We start from the raw sequence: 20,191 nt of genomic DNA on the forward strand, positions 1-20,191 counted from the left end.
AAACTACGGGCAGGCGTTATTATGATTAGGGTCTTGGCAGGCTCCTGGGCACTGATGCTCGGCATGCTGCTGCTGATGGTCGGCAACGGCATCCAGGGCACGCTCTTGGGCATCCGCGGCGGCATCGAGGGATTTTCCACCTTCGAGATGTCGCTGGTGATGTCTGCGTATTTCGTGGGCTTTCTCGGGGGATCGCAACTGGCGCCCGAGATGATCCGCCGGGTCGGGCATATCCGCGTCTTCGCCGCGCTTGCCTCGCTGATCTCGGCGGTGCTGATCCTTTACCCCGCGCTCGCCCATCCGGTCAGCTGGACGGTGGGCCGGGTGCTGATCGGCTTTTGCTTTTCGGGCGTCTACGTCACCGCCGAAAGCTGGCTCAACAACTCGGCCACCAACGAGACGCGGGGCCAGACGCTGTCGCTTTACATGATCGTGCAGATGGCCGGCATCGTCTCGGCCCAGGGGCTGTTGCTGATCGCCGACCCGGCGGGGTTCATCCTGTTCATCATCCCCTCGGTGCTGGTCTCGATCTCGTTCGCGCCGATCCTTCTGTCGGTCGGCCCCACGCCCGCCTTCGAGGCCACCAAGCCGATGAGCCTGCGTGCATTGGTACGCATCTCGCCCACCGGCGCGATCGGCATGTTCCTGGTGGGCGGCGTCTACTCGGCGCAGTTCGGCATGGCCGCGGTCTTCGGCACCGCGGCGGGGCTGAGCGTGGCGCAGATCTCGGGCTTTATCGCCGCGATCTTTCTGGGCGGGCTGCTGCTGCAATTCCCCATCGGCTGGCTGTCGGACCGGATGGACCGGCGGATGCTGATCCTGGGTGCGGCGGCCATCGGCGGCACCGCCGCGGTGGTCGCCGCGCTGGTGGGCGATACCTACCCGGCGCTGCTGGCCGCGGCCTTTGTGATCGGGGGGATGTCGAACCCGCTTTACGCGCTGCTGATCGCCTATACCAACGACTATCTTCAACCCGAAGACATGGCGGCGGCCTCCGGCGGTCTGTTGTTCATCAACGGGGTCGGCGCGATCATCGGGCCGGTTGCAACCGGCTGGATGATGGGCTTGATCGGGCCGCACGGCTTTTTCCTCTATCTCGCGGGGCTGATGCTGACGCTTGCCGCCTACGCCGCCTACCGCATGACGCAGCGCGCCGCCGTGCCGGTCGACGAGACCGCGACCTACGCGCCTGTCATGCCGTCCTCGACGCCTGTCGCGGTGGAGGCGGCGCAGGAATATGCCCTGGAAGCCGCACATGACGAAGAAGAGCCGGTAATTGCAGCAGAATAAGCGCCTGGCGGTTGCGCGCGCCGGCTGAATCTGAAACCATCCCAACACGCCCGGTTCTGACCGGGCAGGCCGGGCAGGACGAGGAGGAGACGAGACGATGCCGCGCCAAGACGAGATCATCGACTTCTGGCTGAAAGAGGTCGGGCCCAAGGGATGGTATGGCGGCGGCGAAGAGCTCGACACCGAAATCCGCACCCGGTTCAAGTCCGACTGGGAATCCGCCCATGCCGGCGAATACCACGAATGGCCCACCAACCCGCGCGGGGCCATGGCCTACCTGATCCTGACCGACCAGTTGCCGCGCAACATGTTCCGCGGTGACTGGCGTTCCTTTGCCACCGACGTTCTGGCGCGCGCCGCGGCCAAGCAGGCGATCGAGCACCATTTCGACATGCGCTTTCCCGAGCCCGAGCGGCAGTTCTTCTACCTGCCGCTGATGCATTCGGAATGCCTGATGGACCAGGACCGTTGCGTCCGCCTGATGCTGACCCGGATGCCCGAGACCGGCGCCGAGAACCTGCTGCACGCCAAGGCGCACCGCGAGGTGATCCGCCGCTTCGGCCGCTTTCCCACCCGCAACGAGGCGCTGCACCGCGGCTCGTCCGACCCCGAGGTCGCGTTCCTCGACCAGGGCGGCTACGGCCGCTGCGTGGAAGAGCTGCGCGCCGCCTCTTGAGGGCCGCAACCCGCGGATCGTGATGTTGGCGCAAAGCCGGGTTCCGTTTCATTGATGTGAGGCGGCGCATGGTTTAGCGTTGAACAAATTCGCGAACAGGAGGGCGCCATGGCGGCCAAGAGCTTCGACATGATCGTGATCGGCGCCGGGCCCGGCGGATATGTGGCCGCGATCCGCGGCGCGCAGCTGGGCCTCAAGGTCGCCATCGTCGAGCGTGAGCACCTGGGCGGGATATGCCTCAACTGGGGCTGCATCCCGACCAAGGCGATGCTGCGGTCTGCCGAGGTGTTTCACCTGATGCACCGCGCCAAGGAATTCGGTCTCAAGGCCGAGGGGCTGGGCTATGATCTCGACGGGGTGGTCAAACGCTCGCGCGGGGTGGCCAAGCAGCTTGCCTCCGGCGTCGGGCATCTGCTGAAAAAGAACAAGGTAACCGTCGTCATGGGCGAGGCCACGCTGCCCGCCAAGGGCAAGGTCGCGGTCAAGACCGACAAGGGCAGCGAAGAGATGACCGCGCCGACCATCGTGCTGGCAACCGGGGCGCGGGCGCGCAAGCTGCCGGGGCTGGAGCCCGACGGCGAGCTTGTCTGGGCCTATAAGAAGGCGCTGGTGCCGCCACGGATGCCGAAAAAGCTGCTGGTCATAGGCTCGGGCGCCATCGGCATCGAATTCGCCAGCTTCTACAACACGCTCGGCGCCGAGACGACCGTGGTCGAGGTGATGGACCGCATCCTGCCGGTGGAAGATGCCGAGATTTCGGCCTTCGCCAAGAAGGCGTTCGAGAAGCAGGGGATGACGATCCGCGAAAAGGCCACGGTGAAAAAGCTCGACCGGGGCAAGGGCACGGTGACGGCGCATATCGAACAGGGCGGCAAGACCGCGACCGAGGAATTCGACACGGTGATCTCGGCGGTCGGCATCGTCGGCAATGTCGAGGGGCTGGGGCTGGAAGAGCTGGGCGTCCAGGTCGACCGCACCCATGTGGTCACCGACGAATACTGCCGGACCGGCGTCGAGGGGCTATTTGCCATCGGCGACGTGGCCGGCGCGCCCTGGCTGGCGCACAAGGCCAGCCACGAGGGGGTGATGGTGGCCGAACTGGCGGCGGGCGGGCACCCGCATGCGGTAAAGCCCGACAGCATCGCCGGCTGCACCTATTGCCAGCCGCAGGTGGCCAGCGTCGGGATGACCGAGGCGCAGGCCAAGGACAAGGGCTACGAGGTCAAGGTCGGCCGCTTCCCCTTTATCGGCAACGGCAAGGCGATTGCCCTGGGCGAGCCCGAGGGGCTGATCAAGACGGTGTTCGACGCCAAGACCGGCGAGCTTTTGGGCGCGCACATGGTCGGCGCCGAGGTGACCGAACTGATCCAGGGCTACGTGGTGGGCCGGCAGCTTGAGACCACCGAGGCCGACCTGATGGAAGCCGTCTTCCCGCACCCGACGCTGTCGGAAATGATGCACGAGTCGGTGCTCGATGCCTGGGGGCGGGCGATCCACTTCTAGGGGCGGCATGCTACGGGCCGGTGCCGGCGCGGCTTGCGGTTCGCCCGTGCCCAATGGCCACTACGGGCGCAGACAGGCCAGATGCCGCGCCCGGTATCGTCGACACCTGAGCCGGGCGAGGCTGCAAAGGTCTGCCCTCACCCTGGCCGGTCGAACCTGCCCTTGCCGACACGACCTGCCGGTTTATCCATTTCGCCGGGACGGTCTGCGCGCTTGCTGCCCGCGGGTCACGATCTGTTGTCTCTTGCAACGCGCCGCTTATAGTCGTTGAAGCGGGCCCCGATCGCCTCGCCGTCATGGTTCGGACCAGACCAGCCGAAGTGCCTGTTGGAAGTCGACGGCAACCGTAGTTTCCAGAGGTGATTGTTGTCATGAGATTTCTTCCACTCCGCGCCCTGCTTGCGGCCGCCGTGCTGTGCGGAACGGTGGTGGTGGGCGCACCGGCCGCGCAGTCGCAGGATATCGAATTCGGTCCGGGCCTTCGGTCTGTCGATTTCGCCGATGTCTTTGACAGCTCCGTCAAGGCGCGCGCGCGCATGTGGCACGCGTTCTATCGCGCCGGGATCAGGACAATCGTGGTTTCCCAGGGCCTGATATCACCCTATGCCCCGGATCATTCGCGGCGGCCCAGCCGGACCTACCTGTCAGACGGTCAGCTCAAAGACCTGCGCGACACGCTCAACCGCGGACCGTCGACAAAGGACGATTTCCACCTCACCTACGTTGCTGGATACGGTCTGGGCGCCAAGGCCTGCCGGCAGGGATCGACCCCGTCGGAAATCGCCACCGCCGCCGCGGAGTGGGAATTCGAGAACATCGTCTCCCGCGTGCTGGACAGCGGCGTACCGATCCGCGCCATCGATGTGGACGGGCCGTTTCTGCGCGTGATGGAGGGCTCTAGGAAAGCCTTCAGTTGCGCCCTCTCTCCCGCCACCAAGGGGGTTTCCTCTGCGGCGTCGGCCCGGATCGCGCTAAGCTACATGAAGCGCCTGCGCGACCTGACCGATGCGCATGTCACGAACAGTTCGGCCGGGGTGAAGGTCGAGATGGCATTGCTGATCAACCTTCCCAACTGGCGGGTCGGCGGATACCCGGCGTTGAGAACCGCCGGTGCCACGGGAGATCTGGTGACCGACGTATTGGCCGAGTTCGGAAAGGCCATGAGGGCCGACAAGACCCGGCCGCTGCATCTGAGCGGCGCCGTGATCGACTATCCGTACCCTCTGGCAAGATCCCGACCGGCGGCGTTCAAGGCGAAATCGGAACGCCTTTTGGCCGGCCTCCGAGCGTTGCCGCGCACGACGGCAAAGCTGACCTTCATTGCCAACACCCATTACGCGCTGGACCCCTACGAGACAGAGAAAAATGCCCGTGGCTATGCCGGTACGGTGCGATGCGTCTGGTCCGACTACAGGGATATTTCGGAAGGCAGCCTGCCGTATCTGCCCTATGAAAACGCGCGGGGAACGAAGATGCCGGCCGATTGCATGGCGGCACAGAACGCCGCCGACGAAAGATACTGGGATGAATCGGCGCGTTTCGCGGACGAGATCATGTCGGGCGCCTGGCTGGGCAATAGCGTCGACCTCAAGGATGTCTCGGCGGTGCGTTTCATGTCCTGGCACGAAATGCCGGCCAGCTCGCTCTCGACAATGAATCGCACGCTTCGCTACAAGCTATATGGAAACTGAGGGATCGCCGCCGGGTGGCGCGCCGTCGCAGGCAGGGCCGGAACAACCGCTTTCGCCGAGCGTCCTATTTCACGACCGGTCCGCCGGCCTCCAGCCAGTTGCGGAACACGCCCAGTTCCATCACGTCGGAATAGCCCATCTTCATCAGCATTCGCGCCGCCCGGGCGGAGATGTCGCCGAGATGGCAGAACACCACCACCGGCATTTCGCGGGTCAGTTTGGGCGAGTAATGGGGGCTATTGGGGTTGGCCGCGTGGCGGATGAATTCCAGCGGCACATGCACCGCACCCGGCACTGCGCCGCCGCGCTTGATCTCGTGCGGCTTGCGCACGTCCAGCATCAGCACCTCGCCGTTGGCATGGCGGCTGACCGCCGTCTTGCCGTCGATCTGGGCGACGGTGGGGAAGAGGCGTTCCAGAAGGTCCATGATCGGTCTCCTTGTGACAGGGCTAACGTTCGCAGCGGCCGCCGGCGCGCTGCCAGTCGTTGAGCGAGCCCAGGTTGTAGACCCGCGCGTAGCCCATCTTCATCAAAATCCGCCCGGCAAAGACCGAGCGGCTGCCGCTGGCGCAATAGATCGCCACGGGCACGTCCGGCTTGAGGCCCGGATGGCATTTGGGGTTTTTGGGGTCGGCTTTCGCGCGCAGAAAGCGCACCGGGATATGGACGGCGCCGTTGGCCTTGCCGCTGCGCTCCACCTCGATATCCGAGCGGATGTCGAGCAGCGTCAACTCGCCCGCCTCGGCGCGCATCACGGCGTCGGGTCCGGCAATCCGTTCCACCGGTGGAAAGATCCTGCGGATCAGCTCGAATATCGCCACGGCGCCCCTCGCGGTTTCGTGGGGCTGACTATACAAGCGGCCTGCCTCAGCGGAAGGCGGTTTTGCCGGACGCCTTGCCGCAGGGCCGCGCGTTCTTGACTTGTTCTCATTTTTAAGTTGGAGACTCGGGCGGTCTCAACTATCTCTTAACCGGTGAACCGGGGGGCTTGATGGCCGAGCTGAAACAGATCGAGGTGCGCGGCGCGCGCGAGCACAATCTCAAGGGCATCGACGTGGACATTCCGCGCGACGCGCTGGTAGTGATCACCGGGCTGTCGGGCTCGGGCAAGTCCTCGCTGGCCTTCGACACGATCTATGCCGAGGGTCAGCGCCGGTATGTCGAAAGCCTCTCGGCCTATGCGCGGCAGTTCCTCGACATGATGGAAAAGCCGGATGTCGACCATATCTCGGGCCTGTCTCCCGCGATCTCGATCGAGCAGAAGACAACGTCGAAAAACCCCCGCTCGACGGTCGGCACGGTCACCGAGATCTACGACTACATGCGCCTTCTCTTCGCCCGCGCCGGCACGCCCTATTCGCCGGCCACCGGCCTGCCCATCGAGGCCCAGCAGGTGCAGGACATGGTTGACCGGGTGATGACGATGGAGGAGGGCGTGCGCGCCTACCTGTTGGCCCCGATCATCCGCGACCGCAAGGGCGAGTACCGCAAGGAATTCATCGAGCTGCGCAAGCAGGGCTTTCAGCGGGTCAAGGTCGACGGGGCGTTTCACGACCTCGACGAGCCGCCGACGCTTGACAAGAAGTTCCGCCACGACATCGACGTGGTGGTGGACCGGATCGTGGTCAAACCGGGGCTAGAGACGCGTCTGGCCGACAGTTTCCGCACCGCGCTCGACCTCGCCGACGGGATTGCCGTGCTGGAAACCGCCCCGAAAGAGGGCGATCCGGAGCGCCATACCTTCAGCGAGAACTTCGCCTGCCCGGTCTCGGGCTTCACCATCCCCGAGATCGAGCCGCGGCTCTTTTCCTTCAACGCGCCTTTCGGGGCCTGCCCCGATTGCGACGGGCTGGGGGTGGAGCTTTTCTTCGACGAACGCCTCGTGGTGCCGGACGCTGCGCTGACCGTCTATGACGGGGCCATCGCACCCTGGCGCAAGGGCAAATCCCCCTATTTCCGCCAGACGATCGAGGCCATCGCGCGGCATTACGAATTCGACAAGAACACGCCGTGGAAAGACCTGCCCGCGCATGTAAAGCAGGTGTTTCTCTATGGCTCGGGCGAGGACGAAATCCCCTTCCGCTACGACGAGGGCGGGCGCATCTACAATGTCACGCGCCCCTTCGAGGGGGTCATCCCCAACATGGAGCGGCGCTATCGCGAGACCGATTCAAGCTGGGTGCGGGAAGAGTTCGAACGCTACCAGAACAACCGCCCCTGCCAGACCTGCGGCGGCCACCGTCTGCGCGAAGAGGCGTTGGCGGTCAAGATCGGCGGCCTGCATATCGGCGAAGTCGTTCAGATGTCGATCCGCGAGGCCCATGGCTGGTGCGAGCGCGTGCCCGAGAGCCTCAGCAAGCAGAAGAACGAGATCGCGCGCGCCATCCTCAAGGAAATCCGCGAGCGGCTGGGATTTCTCAACAATGTCGGGCTCGATTACCTGACCCTGTCGCGCAACGCGGGCACGCTGTCGGGCGGCGAAAGCCAGCGCATCCGGCTGGCCAGCCAGATCGGAAGCGGGCTGACCGGCGTGCTTTACGTGCTCGACGAGCCCTCTATCGGGCTGCACCAGCGCGATAACGGACGGCTGCTCGGCACGCTGAAAAACCTGCGCGACCAGGGCAATTCGGTGATCGTCGTCGAACATGACGAAGAGGCGATCCGCGAGGCCGATTACGTGCTGGATATCGGCCCCGGCGCCGGGGTGCATGGCGGGCAGATCGTCAGCCGGGGCACCCCGTCCGAGATCGCCGCCGACGCGGCCTCGATCACCGGGCAATACCTTGCGGGGACGCGCGAGATCGCGGTGCCGGCCGAGCGGCGGCCGGGCAGCGGCAAGAAGGTCACCGTGGTCAAGGCCACCGGCAACAACCTCAAAGACGTGACGGTGGATTTCCCGCTGGGCCGGTTCGTCTGCGTCACCGGCGTGTCGGGCGGGGGCAAGTCGACGCTGACCATCGAGACGCTGTTCAAGGCCGCCTCGATGCGGCTCAACGGTGCGCGCCAGACGCCCGCGCCCTGCGAGACGATCAAGGGGCTGGAGCATCTCGACAAGGTGATCGACATCGACCAGCGGCCCATCGGGCGCACCCCCCGGTCGAACCCGGCGACCTATACCGGCGCCTTCACACCCATCCGCGACTGGTTCGCGGGGCTGCCCGAGGCCAAGGCGCGCGGCTACAAGCCCGGGCGCTTCAGCTTCAACGTCAAGGGCGGGCGCTGCGAGGCGTGCCAGGGCGACGGGGTGATCAAGATCGAGATGCATTTCCTGCCCGATGTCTATGTCACCTGCGAGACCTGCGGCGGCGCGCGCTACAACCGCGAGACGCTGGAAATCAGGTTCAAGGGCAAGAGCATCGCCGACGTTCTTGATATGACGGTCGAAGACGCGCAGACGTTTTTCAAAGCGGTGCCGGCGATCCGCGAAAAGATGGACGCGCTGGTGCGCGTGGGCCTGGGCTATATCAAGGTCGGCCAGCAGGCGACCACGCTGTCGGGCGGCGAGGCGCAGCGGGTCAAGCTATCGAAAGAGCTCAGCAAACGCGCGACGGGCCGAACCCTCTACATCCTCGACGAGCCCACCACGGGGCTGCATTTCGAGGATGTGAAAAAGCTGCTGGAAGTTCTGCACCAGCTGGTCGAGCAGGGCAACACGGTGGTGGTGATCGAGCACAATCTCGACGTCATCAAGACTGCCGACTGGATCGTCGATATCGGCCCGGAGGGCGGCGACGGCGGCGGCGAAATCGTCGCCGAAGGCACCCCCGAAGAGGTTGCCGCCGTCGAGCGCAGCCATACCGGGCGTTATCTCAAGGACATGCTTGGCCCGCGCAAGGTGGCCGCGGAATAAGCTGTCCGTCGACCAGGTGCGGCCGCGCCCGGCCAACGGCTCGCCCCGCCTAGTCGATTATCGCGTGGATCGCCCCGATCAGGTCGAGGATCTCCTGCGTTTCGGGGTCGACCCGGACAACGCGCCCGTCCCCACGGACGAAATAGGTCCGCCGCGGGTCGAGCCCGTAGCGGCGCGGATCGGTCAGGCGGCGGTAATCGCCGGTGATCCGCTGGCCGACATAGGGGCGCGCCTCGGGGCCGTAGTGGCGCGCCTGGCCCGGCGGAATGCAGGCCGGGCTTTTCTTGGCCAGCCCCGGCGGGCAGGCCTTGGGCGCGGCCCCGGCCCCGGCAGGGGCCACGGCGAGCGCCGCAAGGGTAATGATCGCAAGAGATCGCATATCCGGATTCCTTTCCTTTTCCAGACTATAACCGGATGCCGCGGGGCAGGGTTCCGCCCTGTCCCGCGCTCGGCGACTCCTTGCCGGGCCTCAGGCCTTCTTGCAGGTGTTCATCCCGACGACCGAATAAAGCGGGCAGGTCGAGAAAAGCCCCGTGATCAGCGGAACCAGCCCGATCCAGTAGAGATACCGCCAGGCCGAGTCGCCGTCGTTGAGGTAGAATCCGGCGATCAGGGCGATGCCCAGAACGATACGGGCGATGCGGTCGATGCTGCCTACGTTTTTCGCAAACATGTCATGCCTCCGATTGCTGTTGGCCCGGACTTGCGCCAGGGCCGGTTGATTTGGCCGTGATGCCAATATGGGGACTGAAAGCGGTTCCGTCACGTCCGCCCCGGCTGCAAATGTCACTCTTTCGCGCAGGTGTTCATCCCGATGAAGTTGTAAAGCGGGCAGGTCGACATCAGGCCGGTCACCAGCGGCACGATGCCGATCAGCCACCACGGGCTCGGGTCGGACAGAAACGCCCAGATCAGCAGCATTGCGGCGCCGAGGGCGATGCGGGCGGTGCGGTCCATACCGCCGACGTTTTTCTCAAACATGGGAATTCTCCGTTGAAAGGTCGCCCGAGTCCTTCGGGCGATGTGGGCGGAGAATGACGACAGGGCGATCTGCGGTCTGTGACTTGGTCACGAAGCGCCGTCGACTGCGGCGAGATGCGCCAGCCCGTCGGCGTCGGCGATGGTCACGACCCCGCGGTCGAGCCGCACCAGCCCGGCCTTGGCCAGCGCGTCCAGCCGGCGCGAGACCACCTCGCGCGCGGTGCCGATACGGGTGGCGATCTCCTGATGGGTGGCGCGCACGCTGCCGCCCTGCGCCCGGGCCAGCAGGTCGGCGGCCAGCCGGCTTTCGACCCTTTGAAAGGCGACGCGTTCGAGCAGCGCCATGATGGACTGCATCCGCGTGGCAAAGGCGCCGAAGACGAAGCGGCGGAAGACCGGCGAGATATCCATCAGGTTCAGGAACGTCTCGCGCGGTATCAAAACGGCCTCGCAGTCGGTCGCGGTCACCGCCTCGCCGGTGTAATCCTCGCCGCCCAAAAGGCCGAGGGTGGATTGCACGCAGGACTGCCCCGGCTCGATCGCGTAGAGCAAGATCTCGCGCCCTGTCGAGCCGGTCAGGAACACCTCGACCCGGCCCGACATCAAGACGGTAAAGCCGCGCGCCGCCTCGCCGGGGCAGAACAGAACCTGCCCCTTGGGCAGGCGCTGGACGGGCAGGGCGCGCAGCCGGGCGGCGCTGCCCGGCTCGATCCCCTCCAGCCCCTTGGTGCGGGCGATCCAGCTCACGCGCGGCCGCGTTTTTCGAACCGGGGCAGCATGGCCGAGAAATCGCGGCCGGTGCCGCCCTCCTGCTCGACGAATGTGGCGTAAAGCTCGGCCGCGCGGGCGCCCATGGGCGTGTCGGCATCCGCCGCTTCGGCGGCCTGCTGGGAAAGGCGCAGGTCCTTGAGCATCAAGTCGGCGGCAAAGCCGGGTTTGTAGCCGTTGTCGGCGGGGCTTTGCGGGCCGATACCGGGGGCGGGGCAGTAGGTGTTCATCGACCAGCTCTGTCCCGACGAGGTCGAGACGACGTCGAACATGGCCTGGCGGTCGAGCCCCAGCTTGTCGGCCAGCGCGAAGGCCTCGCATGTGGCGATCATGGTGACACCGAGGATCATGTTGTTGCAGATCTTGGCGGCCTGCCCGTTGCCCGAGGGCCCGCAATGCACCGCCTTTTGCCCCATCACGTCGAAAAGCGGTTTGACCTTGCCGAAGGCCGCGTCCGGCCCGCCCGCCATGAAGGTCAGCGTGCCGGCGGTGGCCCCGCCGACCCCGCCCGAAACCGGCGCATCGACCGCCAGCACGCCGGTTTCGGCGGCCTGGTCCGCCACGGCGCGGGCGCTGTCGACATCGACGGTCGAACAATCCAGCAGAACGCTGCCCTTTGCCATCGCGGGCAGCACCTCGCCGGCGACCGCGCGCAGGATATCGCCGTTGGGCAGCATGGTGATGACCACCTCCTGCCCCTCGGCCGCCGCGGCGGCGCTCGTGGCCTTGGCCACGCCGTCGGGGCAGGGGGCGGCCAGGTCGAACCCGGTCACCTCGTGCCCCGCCGCAACCAGATTGGCCGCCATCGGCGCGCCCATGTTCCCCAACCCGATGAATCCTATCTTCATGGTCTATCCCTCCTCCAGCTTCAGCTCGTCATCCCCTAGCGGCGCCAGCATTGCGGCCACCGCCTCGGGCGGCACGGTCCCGACGCCGTCGTGGCGCCATGCGGGGGACTTGTCCTTGTCGATGATCGCGGCCCGGATGCCTTCGAGAAAATCCGAATGCTCGGGCGCGCGATGGGTAAAGCGATATTCCAGCGTCAGCGCGGCGCGGATGTCGGCGCCGGGGCCCAGCCGGTTCTGGATTTCGACGGTACAGGCCATGGACAGCGGGCTGTTGCGCGCGATCCGCTTTAGCGTGTCGGCGGCGAAATCGGTCTGCGCGGCGCTGAGCGCGCCGGCGATCTCGGCCATCGTCGCGCCGGCAAAGCCCGCGTCGATCTCGGCCTGCAGGCCGGGCAGGGCGCCCTCGGGGGGGGTGTCGGCGGCGTGCTCGACCGCGCGCACATCGCCCGCCGCGCAAAGCCGGTCTACAAGCGCGGGCCACCGGCCCTCGGGAACATGGAAATCGGCAAAGCCCGCGTAGATCGCATCGCCCGGCCCCATGCGCCGCCCGGTCACGCCCAGATAGACCCCCAGCCGCCCCGGCGCCCGCGCAAGCAGCGCAGAGCCGCCGACATCCGGCACCAGCCCGATGGCGCATTCCGGCATCGCCATCTGAGAGCTGTCGCCAACCACCCGGTGCGAGCCGTGGCAGCCCACGCCGACGCCGCCGCCCATGGTAAAGCCCTGCATCAGGCTGACCACGGGCTTGGGGTAGAGTGCGATCTTGGCGTTCATCCGGTACTCGTCGCGCCAGAATTTCTGGCCAAAGCCGTAATCGCCCTTGCTGCCTGTCTCGTACATCAGCGCGATGTCGCCGCCGGCGCAGAACGCCTTGTCGCCCGCCGCGTCGATCAGCACCAGCGCGACGGCCGGGTCGCCCGCCCAACTGTCCAGCGCCTGTTCGATCTCCAGGCACATCTCGTAGCTCAGCGCGTTCAGCGCCTTGGGCCGGTTCAGCGTGATCCGCCCCGCGCGTCCCTCGATGCGGATGTGGATGTCGCCGCTCACCCCCGTGCCTCCAGCATCTGGCGCGCCACGATCAGGCGCATGATCTCGTTCGTGCCTTCCAGGATCTGGTGCACCCGCAGGTCGCGTACGATCTTCTCGATACCGTAGTCGGCGAGGTAGCCATAGCCGCCATGAAGTTGCAGGCACTGGTCGGCCACCCGGCTGCCGGCCTCGGTGACGAATTTCTTGGCCATCGCGCAAAACCTCGTGGCGTCGGGCGCGCCGGCGTCCAGTTTCCACGCCGCCTGGCGCAGGAAGATGCGCGCGGCCTGAAGCTCGATTTCCATGTCGGCCAGCCGGAATTGCAGCGCCTGGAACTGGTCGATGGGCCGGCCGAAGGCCTTGCGCTCGCCCATATAGGCCAGTGTCGCGTCCAGCGCGGCCTGGGCGGCGCCCAGGCTACAGGCCGCGATGTTCAGCCGCCCGCCGTCGAGCCCCATCATCGCGTATCTGAACCCGTTGCCCTCTTCGCCCAAAAGGTTTTCGGCAGGCACCGGGCAGTCGTCGAACTGCACCTGCCGCGTGGGCTGGGCGCGCCAGCCCATCTTGTCTTCCAGCCCGCCGAAGGAAAGCCCCGGCGCGCCATCCTCGACGATGACCGAGGAAATGCCGCGCGCCCCGTCTTCGCCGGTGCGGGCCATCACGATATAGGCGTCGGAATAGCCGCCGCCGGAGATGAACGCCTTGGTGCCTGTCAGGCTGTAGCCCTCGTTGGTGCGCGTCGCTCTGGACTTGAGCGCGGCGGCGTCCGAGCCCGAGCCGGGTTCGGTCAGGCAATAGGAAAACACCGTCTCCATGCTGAGCGCCGGGGCGAGGAACCGCGCCTTCTGGTCGTCGGTGCCGAAGGCATCGAGCATCTTGGCGCACATGTTGTGGATCGACAGGAAGGCCGCGACCGAGGGGCAGGCCATCGACAGTGCCTCGAAGACCAGCGTCGCATCGAGCCGCCCCAGCCCGGTGCCGCCCGAGTCTTCGCTGACGTAAAGCCCGGCAAAGCCCAGCTCGGCCAGCTTCGGCCACAGCTCCTTGGGGATCGTTCCGGCCTTTTCCCATTCCAGCGCGTGGGGCGCGATATGCTCGGCCCCGAAGGCGCGGGCCATGTCGAAAATGGCCTCTTGTTCCTCGCTCAGTGCGAAATCCATGGCGTCTCCTCCCTGCGTTTATTGAACGCCCGTTCATGTGGCAGAGCCAGGCACCGGATTGCAAGTGCACTCAGAGATCGGCGTTGTATTCCTCGACCAGCATACGGATCACCGCCTCGACCGCGCCATCGGCGTTCTTGCCCGACTCCAGCGCCGCCTTGTGAACCGTGCGCTGGCGGTCGGCGCTGGTGCCTTGGGCGATCACGTCATGGGCGTTTTGCACCTCGGCCAAGCAGCCCAGCACGGCGGCGTCGGATTCGACCAGCCCGATCATCTCTTCCAGCAGGTCGCCGAAGGGGACGAGTTCCTTGCGGCCGAAATCGATCAGTCCCTCGTTCACGCCGTAGCGCTGGGCACGCCAGCGGTTCTCGCCCACGAGGAAGCGTTCGTAGACCCGCCAGCGCTGGTTCAGCCGCGCCAGCCGCCACAGCATCCGCGTCAGGCACTGGGTCAGCGCGGCGATGGACAGCGTGTGTTCCAGCCGGGGCGAGACATCGCAGATGCGGCTTTCCAGCGTCGGAAAGCGCACCGAGGGGCGCAAATCCCACCAGATCTTGGTGGCGTCCTCGATCAGGTTGAGATTGATCAGCGCGCCCACCGAGCGTTCGTAGTCCGACCAGCTTTCGAAACGCGGCGGCAGGCCGGTGCGGGGCAGGTTGTCGAACACCGTCAGCCGGTAAGACGCCAGCCCCGTATCCACCCCCTGCCAGAACGGCGACGAGGTGGACATCGCCAGCAGGTGCGGCAGGAAATAGGACATCTGCGCCATCAGGTCGATGCGCTGGTCGCGGTCGGGCACGCCGACATGGACATGCATCCCGCAGATCAGCATCCGCCGCGCCACGCCCGCCAGCGCCTTTTCAAGATCGTTGTAGCGGTCCTTGTCGGTGTGGTGCTGCTGCTTCCAGTCGGCCACCGGGTGGCACGACACCGCGATGGGCGCCAGCCCATGGCTGTGCGCGTGTTTCGCCACGGTGGCGCGCAGCCGGCGCAGGTCTTCGCGCGCCTCGCCGATGGTGGCGCAGACCCGCGTGCCGACCTCGATCTGGCATTGCAGGAATTCCGGCGTGACCTGGTCGCCCAGATCGTCGACACAGGCCTGCATCAGCGCCTCGGGCGCCTCGGCCAGCGCGCAGGTGTCGAGATCGACGAGCAGGTATTCCTCCTCGATGCCGATGGTAAAATCGGGTTCTTTGGTCATCGGCGCCCCCTTGGCACGGGTCATCCCGACGACGCTGTTTCAATCGGCGGGGATTTTCAAGCCTTTGGGCGCTCTCGCACGCAAACGCCACGGCGGCACGGGGTGCGGCCGGGGTGGCGCTTGGCGGGCGTCGGCCGATCAGGCAAAGACGAAGCTGTCGGGATAGACCGTCTCAGATCCCGTGTCTTCCAGCGCGGCGACGGTGATGTCCGAAGCGGTATTGCTGGCATTCAGCGTCCCGGTCATGATTTCGTGCCGGAAGGTGGTGTCGTGCCAATGCACGCCGGCGGTGCCGTCGGCGCCATCGGTCTCGGCCGGCACGCCGACATCGGACAACGCGTCAGCCGCGGCGGTGCCGGTCGTTTCGCCCGCGTCAGCGTTGCGGTCGTTGCCCTGGCCGGGCTTGGCGCCGCCGCCATCGAAGCGGCCCGCCTCGCCGGCGGTGTCTTGATCGGGCCCGTCATCCTGAGACGGGGCAAAGAACCGCGCGACCTCTTGCGGGTCGAATTCCGGGGGAAGAAGGTCGGAGAGCGGGCCATGTAACGGCCCCTCGAAAAGATGTCGTCTGATCATCTGCCTCTCGCCAATTGTTTACGCACCCAGGACAGTGCGTTTCATGCGAGAAGAGAGGGACAAAAGTTAGGCGCCCCAAGGGCAGGGGCGCCTTGCACCGGTTTCAGCATCTTGACGCTTGGCGTTCAGGCGGATTTCCGCTTGATCAGGCGCGTCAGGCCCAGCGCGCCAAGCCCGCTGAGAATAAGCGGCAGGCCGGCCGGGAGCGGGATTTCACCGTTCACGCCGTCGGTGTCGAAGAAGGTGATGTGCGACAGCGCTTGGGTGGCGGGCACCGTCACCTCGAAGCCCAACCCCTCGGCAAGCGTGAGGTCGGTGTAGAGGTTGTAGAGCGAGCCGGCCTTGACGGCGACGGCGGTGACCGCCGGATCGCCGGGGCCCGGGGTGTAGGACCAGACCATGCTCAGGATTTCGTCATCATCGTTCGTCTCGGTGATGTCGAAGGTAAACTCTCCGCCGGTGACGGAGCTGGCGAACATATCGTTGATCTCGTCGACCTCAAGTCCGGCCGTGAACTTGATGATGGTCGGCGATCCACCCACTTCGCAGGCCTGGAAATTCGTTCCGGCGCATTCGTCACCGTCCAAGGTCGTGACCGTCAGCGCCTGCGCGCCGCCGGCGCTCAGCGCCAAGGCTGCGCTCGCGGCCAAAACATGAAACTTGCTAAACATTTTCAATGCCTTCCGAGTTACAATTTCTGTTTTCGTGCCGATGCGGGATCTACCGGGCCCAATAGCCATTCATGCCGCCGGCCATGGGGTCGAAAATTCGACATCCCACTGCCGCAATTATGCCTGTTTTCATCAAGCGTGGCAATGTTTCGCATGCTTGGCCGGCCGAAACGGGCCGAAATACCCTCGAATCCGCCGACCTCGATTTCCGAATCCTGCCCAGTGCCGCCAGGCGTCGATCATTGTGTCCGATACGGAAACAACACACGAGGAATGTCCCCCAGAGAAGAGGCCTCGGTTTGTGTCGAAAATGGGGCGTACACCCCGCGCGGCGTGACCGCATCAGCCCGCGGCGGAAAAGGAAAGCCCCGGCGCGCCGGCCGGGGCTTTGTCATCTCTGCGCCGGGGCGTCAGTCCATCTGCTTGAAGTGGAACTCTCCGCCCTCTTTCAAACCGCTCGGCCAGCGCGAGGTGACCGTCTTGGTCCTGGTGTAAAAGCGGAAAGCGTCCGGGCCGTGCTGGTTGAGGTCGCCGAAGCCCGATTTCTTCCACCCGCCAAAGGTGTGATAGGCCAGCGGCACCGGGATCGGCACGTTGATGCCGATCATGCCGATATTGATCCGGCTGGCAAAGTCGCGCGCGGTGTCGCCATCGCGGGTGAAGATCGCGGTGCCGTTGCCGTATTCGTTGTCCATCGCGTAACCCAGCGCCTCGTCATAGCTTTTGGCGCGGACGGTGGACAGCACCGGCCCGAAGATCTCCTGGCGGTAGATCTCCATGTCGGTGGTGACCTTGTCAAAGAGGCTCGGGCCCAGGAAAAAGCCGCTTTCGTAGCCCTGAAGCGCAAAATCGCGCCCGTCGACCACCAGATCGGCGCCCTGCTCGACGCCCGAGCCGATCAGCCCCAGTACGCGCTCCTTGGCCGCGCCGGTCACCAGCGGGCCGTAATCGACATCCGCGCCGGCGGTATAGGGGCCGACCTTGAGCTTCTCGACGCGCGGCACCAGCTTTTCGATCAGCCGGTCGGCGGTTTCGTCGCCCACCGGCACGGCCACCGAAATCGCCATGCAGCGCTCGCCCGCCGCGCCGTAGCCCGCGCCCACCAGCGCGTCGGCGGCCTGATCCATATCGGCGTCGGGCATCACGATCATGTGGTTCTTGGCGCCGCCGAAGCATTGCACGCGCTTGCCGTTGGAACAGCCGCGGCCGTAGATGTATTCGGCGATGGGGGTCGAGCCGACAAAGCCGATGGCCTGGATCGTCGGGTTGTCGAGGATTGCGTCCACCGCCTCCTTGTCGCCGTTGACGACCTGAAGCACGCCGTCGGGCAGCCCGGCCTCCTGCATCAGCTCGGCCAGCATCAGCGGCACCGAGGGGTCGCGCTCGGACGGCTTGAGGATGAAGGCGTTGCCGCAGGCCAGCGCCGGGCCCATCTTCCACATCGGGATCATGGCGGGGAAGTTGAACGGCGTGATGCCGGCGACGACCCCCAGCGGCTGGCGCATCGAGTACATGTCGATGCCGGGGCCCGCGCCGTCGGTGAACTCGCCCTTCAGCAGGTGCGGCGCGCCGATGCAGAACTCGATCACCTCCAGGCCGCGCTGCACGTCGCCCTTGGCGTCGGGCAGGGTCTTGCCGTGTTCCGCGCTCAGCGCCTCGGCCAGCTTGTCCATGTCGCGGTTGAGCAGGCGGACGAATTCCATCATCACCCGCGCCCGGCGCTGGGGGTTGGTGGCGCCCCAGGCGGGCTGGGCCTCGGCGGCGGCGGCCACCGCGGCGTCCAGCTCGGCCTTGCTGGCCAGCGGCACCTTGGACTGAACCTCGCCGAGCGCCGGATTGTAGACATCGGCAAAACGTCCCGATGTGCCCGCCACGCGCTGGCCGTTGATGAAATGCGACAGCTCTTCCATGGTATCCTCCCGTCTGGTTTGGCGCGCAGCATAACGGCGGGATTCGGGGGCGGAAAGCCGCCTTTTCACACCGAATTCCCCAGCGTGCCCAAAGTGTTTCTTCAGCCCGTGCTTGACAGGTTGTCGCACTCGGAGCGAGGCTTGTTCATTGCCATGTCGAAAGAAGGGGAGGTCTTTCATGCAAGTGCACCAGATCCTGAAATCCAAGGCCGAGGAACGGGTGGTCACCATCGCCCCCGGATGCTCGGTGGCCGAGGCGGCGAAGCTGTTGTCCGAGCGGCGCATCGGCTCGGTCGTGGTCTCGCCCGACGGGTGTGCCGTGGAGGGCATCGTCTCGGAACGCGATATCGTGCGCGAGCTGGGCCGGCGCGGCCCGGATTGCCTGGCGGAGAAGGTCGAGACGATCATGACCCGCGAGATCGTCGGCTGCGGCTGCGAGGAGGGCGCCGACCAGGTGCTGCAGAAAATGACCGTCGGCCGGTTCCGCCACATGCCGGTGATGCGCGACGGCAGCATGGTGGGGCTGATCTCGATCGGCGACGTGGTCAAGGCGCGGCTGTCGGAGCTGTCGATGGAAAAGGACGCGCTTCAGGGAATGATCATGGGCTACTGAGCCCATGCTGCACTTGCAAAACCGAGCGCAATATTGTTGCGTGCCCTGAATGGCAGCAACGGAGGCGCGCCCATGCGCATCGGTCTTTACCCCGGCACGTTCGACCCGGTGACGCTGGGCCATATCGACATCATCACCCGTGCATGCGCGCTGGTCGACCGCCTGGTGATCGGCGTCGCGATCAACCGCGACAAGAGCCCGCTGTTTTCGCTCGAGGAACGGGTGGAAATGCTGGAGGCCGAATGCGCGGGGCTCAGTGCCGGCCACGGTACGGAGATCGTGGTATACCCGTTCGAAAACCTTCTGATCGACTGCGCCCGAGACGTGGGCGCCACCATGATCGTGCGCGGCCTGCGCGCGGTGACCGATTTCGAGTACGAGTTCCAGATGGTGGGCATGAACCGGGCGCTCGACGCCTCGATCGAGACGGTGTTTCTGATGGCCGATGCCCGGCGCCAGGCCATCGCTTCGAAGCTGGTCAAGGAGATCGCGCGGCTGGGCGGCGATGTATCGAGTTTCGTCACGCCGCCGGTGCGCGAGAAGCTCGTCGCGAAATTCGCCTGAGCGGCGGCTTGCCGAATTGAGCGCCTGCGGCGCGCGCCTTTTGCCAGGCGCGGCCCTTGCAGGGCCGCGCAATGCCTCCGGCGGGGGTATTTCAACCAAGAAGAAGCGGGGGCGGCGTGGGCCGCGCCCCTGCCATGCGCCTCAGATCAGCGCGCCCATTGCGACGGCGGTATCGGACATGCGGCTCGAGAAGCCCCATTCGTTGTCGTACCATGTCAGGATGCGGACCATGTTGCCGTCCATGACCTTGGTCTGGTCCATGTGGAAGACCGAGGAATGGGGGTCGTGGTTGAAGTCGGAGGAGACGAGCTTTTCCTCGGTATAGCCCAGCACGCCCTTCATCGGGCCGTCGGCGGCGGCCTTGATGGCGGCGTTGACCTCTTCGACGGTGGTGGCGCGGCCGGCCTCGAAGACCAGGTCGACGACCGAGACGTTGGGGGTGGGCACGCGGATGGCGACGCCGTCGAGCTTGCCGTTGAGTTCGGGCAGCACCAGGCCGACGGCCTTGGCGGCGCCGGTGGAGGTGGGGATCATGCTCATCGCCGCGGCGCGGGCGCGGTAGAGATCCTTGTGCATGGTGTCGAGCGTGGGCTGGTCGCCGGTATAGCTGTGGATCGTGGTCATGAAGCCGCGATTGATGCCGATGGCGTCGTTGAGCGCCTTGGCGACGGGGCTGAGGCAGTTGGTGGTGCAGGAGGCGTTGGAGACGACGGTGTCGCTGGCGGTCAGCGTTTCGTGGTTGACGCCGTAGACGATGGTCTTGTCGGCGCCGGCGCCGGGGGCGGAGATCAGCACGCGCCTGGAGCCGTTTTCCAGGTGCATGGCGGCCTTGTCGCGGTCGGTGAAGATGCCGGTGCATTCCA

At 65.9% G+C, this 20,191-nt stretch carries 21 protein-coding genes; 7 read left to right on the plus strand and 14 right to left on the minus strand.

Annotated elements, in window-relative coordinates:
* Positions 1–21 precede the first annotated feature (21 nt).
* The 4 genes from Ga0609869_RS17910 (at position 22) to Ga0609869_RS17925 (ending at position 5,160) form a co-directional block, all read left to right on the plus strand.
* Positions 22–1,290 (plus strand): MFS transporter, encoded by a 1,269-nt coding sequence (locus Ga0609869_RS17910; RefSeq protein ID WP_125403364.1) that lies wholly within the window; start codon positions 22–24, stop codon positions 1,288–1,290.
* 97 nt (positions 1,291–1,387) lie between these two features.
* On the plus strand, positions 1,388–1,966 hold the full coding sequence (locus Ga0609869_RS17915) for a DUF924 family protein (protein WP_125403365.1): 579 nt from the start codon (positions 1,388–1,390) through the stop codon (positions 1,964–1,966).
* A gap of 108 nt (positions 1,967–2,074) precedes the next feature.
* Positions 2,075–3,469 carry a dihydrolipoyl dehydrogenase gene (lpdA, locus tag Ga0609869_RS17920; RefSeq protein WP_125403366.1) on the plus strand — a complete coding sequence of 465 codons (1,395 nt, stop codon included), beginning with the start codon at positions 2,075–2,077 and terminating at the stop codon, positions 3,467–3,469.
* 371 nt (positions 3,470–3,840) lie between these two features.
* On the plus strand, positions 3,841–5,160 hold the full coding sequence (locus tag Ga0609869_RS17925; protein WP_125403367.1) for a hypothetical protein: 1,320 nt from the start codon (positions 3,841–3,843) through the stop codon (positions 5,158–5,160).
* Positions 5,161–5,224: 64 nt separating this feature from the next.
* On the opposite strand, the gene Ga0609869_RS17930 is transcribed toward Ga0609869_RS17925, so the two are convergent.
* Both Ga0609869_RS17930 and Ga0609869_RS17935 read right to left on the minus strand, forming a co-directional pair.
* Positions 5,225–5,587, minus strand: a complete 363-nt coding sequence (locus Ga0609869_RS17930) for a rhodanese-like domain-containing protein (protein WP_125403368.1) — start codon at positions 5,585–5,587, stop codon at positions 5,225–5,227.
* 22 nt (positions 5,588–5,609) lie between these two features.
* Complete coding sequence (locus Ga0609869_RS17935) at positions 5,610–5,981, minus strand: rhodanese-like domain-containing protein (RefSeq protein WP_245972100.1); 372 nt, start codon at positions 5,979–5,981, stop codon at positions 5,610–5,612.
* Between the two features lie 170 nt (positions 5,982–6,151).
* Here Ga0609869_RS17935 and uvrA point away from each other — a divergent pair, with 170 nt between their 5' ends.
* Complete coding sequence (uvrA, locus tag Ga0609869_RS17940) at positions 6,152–9,010, plus strand: excinuclease ABC subunit UvrA (protein ID WP_125403369.1); 2,859 nt, start codon at positions 6,152–6,154, stop codon at positions 9,008–9,010.
* Between the two features lie 49 nt (positions 9,011–9,059).
* Here the strand turns inward: uvrA and Ga0609869_RS17945 are convergent, their stop codons facing one another.
* From Ga0609869_RS17945 to Ga0609869_RS17995, 11 genes are all read right to left on the minus strand, one after another.
* The gene (locus Ga0609869_RS17945) at positions 9,060–9,389 is read right to left on the minus strand and encodes an excinuclease ABC subunit A (protein WP_125403370.1); all 330 of its coding nucleotides are present in this window, start codon (positions 9,387–9,389) and stop codon (positions 9,060–9,062) included.
* 90 nt (positions 9,390–9,479) lie between these two features.
* Positions 9,480–9,683, minus strand: a complete 204-nt coding sequence (locus Ga0609869_RS17950) for a YgaP family membrane protein (RefSeq protein ID WP_125403371.1) — start codon at positions 9,681–9,683, stop codon at positions 9,480–9,482.
* Between the two features lie 113 nt (positions 9,684–9,796).
* A complete protein-coding gene (locus Ga0609869_RS17955; protein ID WP_125403372.1) occupies positions 9,797–9,991 on the minus strand; it encodes a YgaP family membrane protein in 195 nt (64 codons plus the stop codon).
* A gap of 87 nt (positions 9,992–10,078) precedes the next feature.
* Positions 10,079–10,738 (minus strand): Crp/Fnr family transcriptional regulator, encoded by a 660-nt coding sequence (locus Ga0609869_RS17960; protein ID WP_125403373.1) that lies wholly within the window; start codon positions 10,736–10,738, stop codon positions 10,079–10,081.
* Positions 10,735–11,607, minus strand: a complete 873-nt coding sequence (gene mmsB / locus Ga0609869_RS17965; RefSeq protein WP_125403374.1) for a 3-hydroxyisobutyrate dehydrogenase — start codon at positions 11,605–11,607, stop codon at positions 10,735–10,737. Before mmsB ends, Ga0609869_RS17960 begins: the two co-directional genes overlap by 4 nt.
* 3 nt (positions 11,608–11,610) lie before the next feature.
* Entirely contained in the window at positions 11,611–12,654 is a 1,044-nt protein-coding gene (locus Ga0609869_RS17970) for an enoyl-CoA hydratase/isomerase family protein (RefSeq protein ID WP_125403375.1), read from the minus strand.
* A complete protein-coding gene (locus Ga0609869_RS17975; protein WP_125403376.1) occupies positions 12,651–13,796 on the minus strand; it encodes an acyl-CoA dehydrogenase family protein in 1,146 nt (381 codons plus the stop codon). The genes Ga0609869_RS17970 and Ga0609869_RS17975 overlap by 4 nt, the downstream gene beginning before the upstream one ends.
* A gap of 70 nt (positions 13,797–13,866) precedes the next feature.
* The gene (locus Ga0609869_RS17980) at positions 13,867–14,997 is read right to left on the minus strand and encodes a carboxylate-amine ligase (RefSeq protein WP_125403377.1); all 1,131 of its coding nucleotides are present in this window, start codon (positions 14,995–14,997) and stop codon (positions 13,867–13,869) included.
* Between the two features lie 138 nt (positions 14,998–15,135).
* Positions 15,136–15,570 carry a hypothetical protein gene (locus tag Ga0609869_RS17985; RefSeq protein WP_125403378.1) on the minus strand — a complete coding sequence of 145 codons (435 nt, stop codon included), beginning with the start codon at positions 15,568–15,570 and terminating at the stop codon, positions 15,136–15,138.
* Between the two features lie 125 nt (positions 15,571–15,695).
* A complete protein-coding gene (locus tag Ga0609869_RS17990) occupies positions 15,696–16,241 on the minus strand; it encodes a VPLPA-CTERM sorting domain-containing protein (RefSeq protein WP_125403379.1) in 546 nt (181 codons plus the stop codon).
* A gap of 410 nt (positions 16,242–16,651) precedes the next feature.
* Entirely contained in the window at positions 16,652–18,151 is a 1,500-nt protein-coding gene (locus Ga0609869_RS17995) for a CoA-acylating methylmalonate-semialdehyde dehydrogenase (protein ID WP_125403380.1), read from the minus strand.
* Between the two features lie 178 nt (positions 18,152–18,329).
* Here Ga0609869_RS17995 and Ga0609869_RS18000 point away from each other — a divergent pair, with 178 nt between their 5' ends.
* On the plus strand, positions 18,330–18,764 hold the full coding sequence (locus Ga0609869_RS18000) for a CBS domain-containing protein (RefSeq protein WP_125403381.1): 435 nt from the start codon (positions 18,330–18,332) through the stop codon (positions 18,762–18,764).
* Between the two features lie 72 nt (positions 18,765–18,836).
* Positions 18,837–19,328 carry a pantetheine-phosphate adenylyltransferase gene (coaD, locus tag Ga0609869_RS18005; protein ID WP_125403382.1) on the plus strand — a complete coding sequence of 164 codons (492 nt, stop codon included), beginning with the start codon at positions 18,837–18,839 and terminating at the stop codon, positions 19,326–19,328.
* 141 nt (positions 19,329–19,469) lie between these two features.
* Here the strand turns inward: coaD and Ga0609869_RS18010 are convergent.
* The coding region (locus Ga0609869_RS18010) for a type I glyceraldehyde-3-phosphate dehydrogenase (RefSeq protein ID WP_369022881.1) at positions 19,470–20,191 on the minus strand (722 nt) is incomplete at its 5' end.

Source organism: Rhodovulum iodosum, from assembly GCF_041020385.1.
Classification (GTDB): domain Bacteria; phylum Pseudomonadota; class Alphaproteobacteria; order Rhodobacterales; family Rhodobacteraceae; genus Rhodovulum; species Rhodovulum iodosum.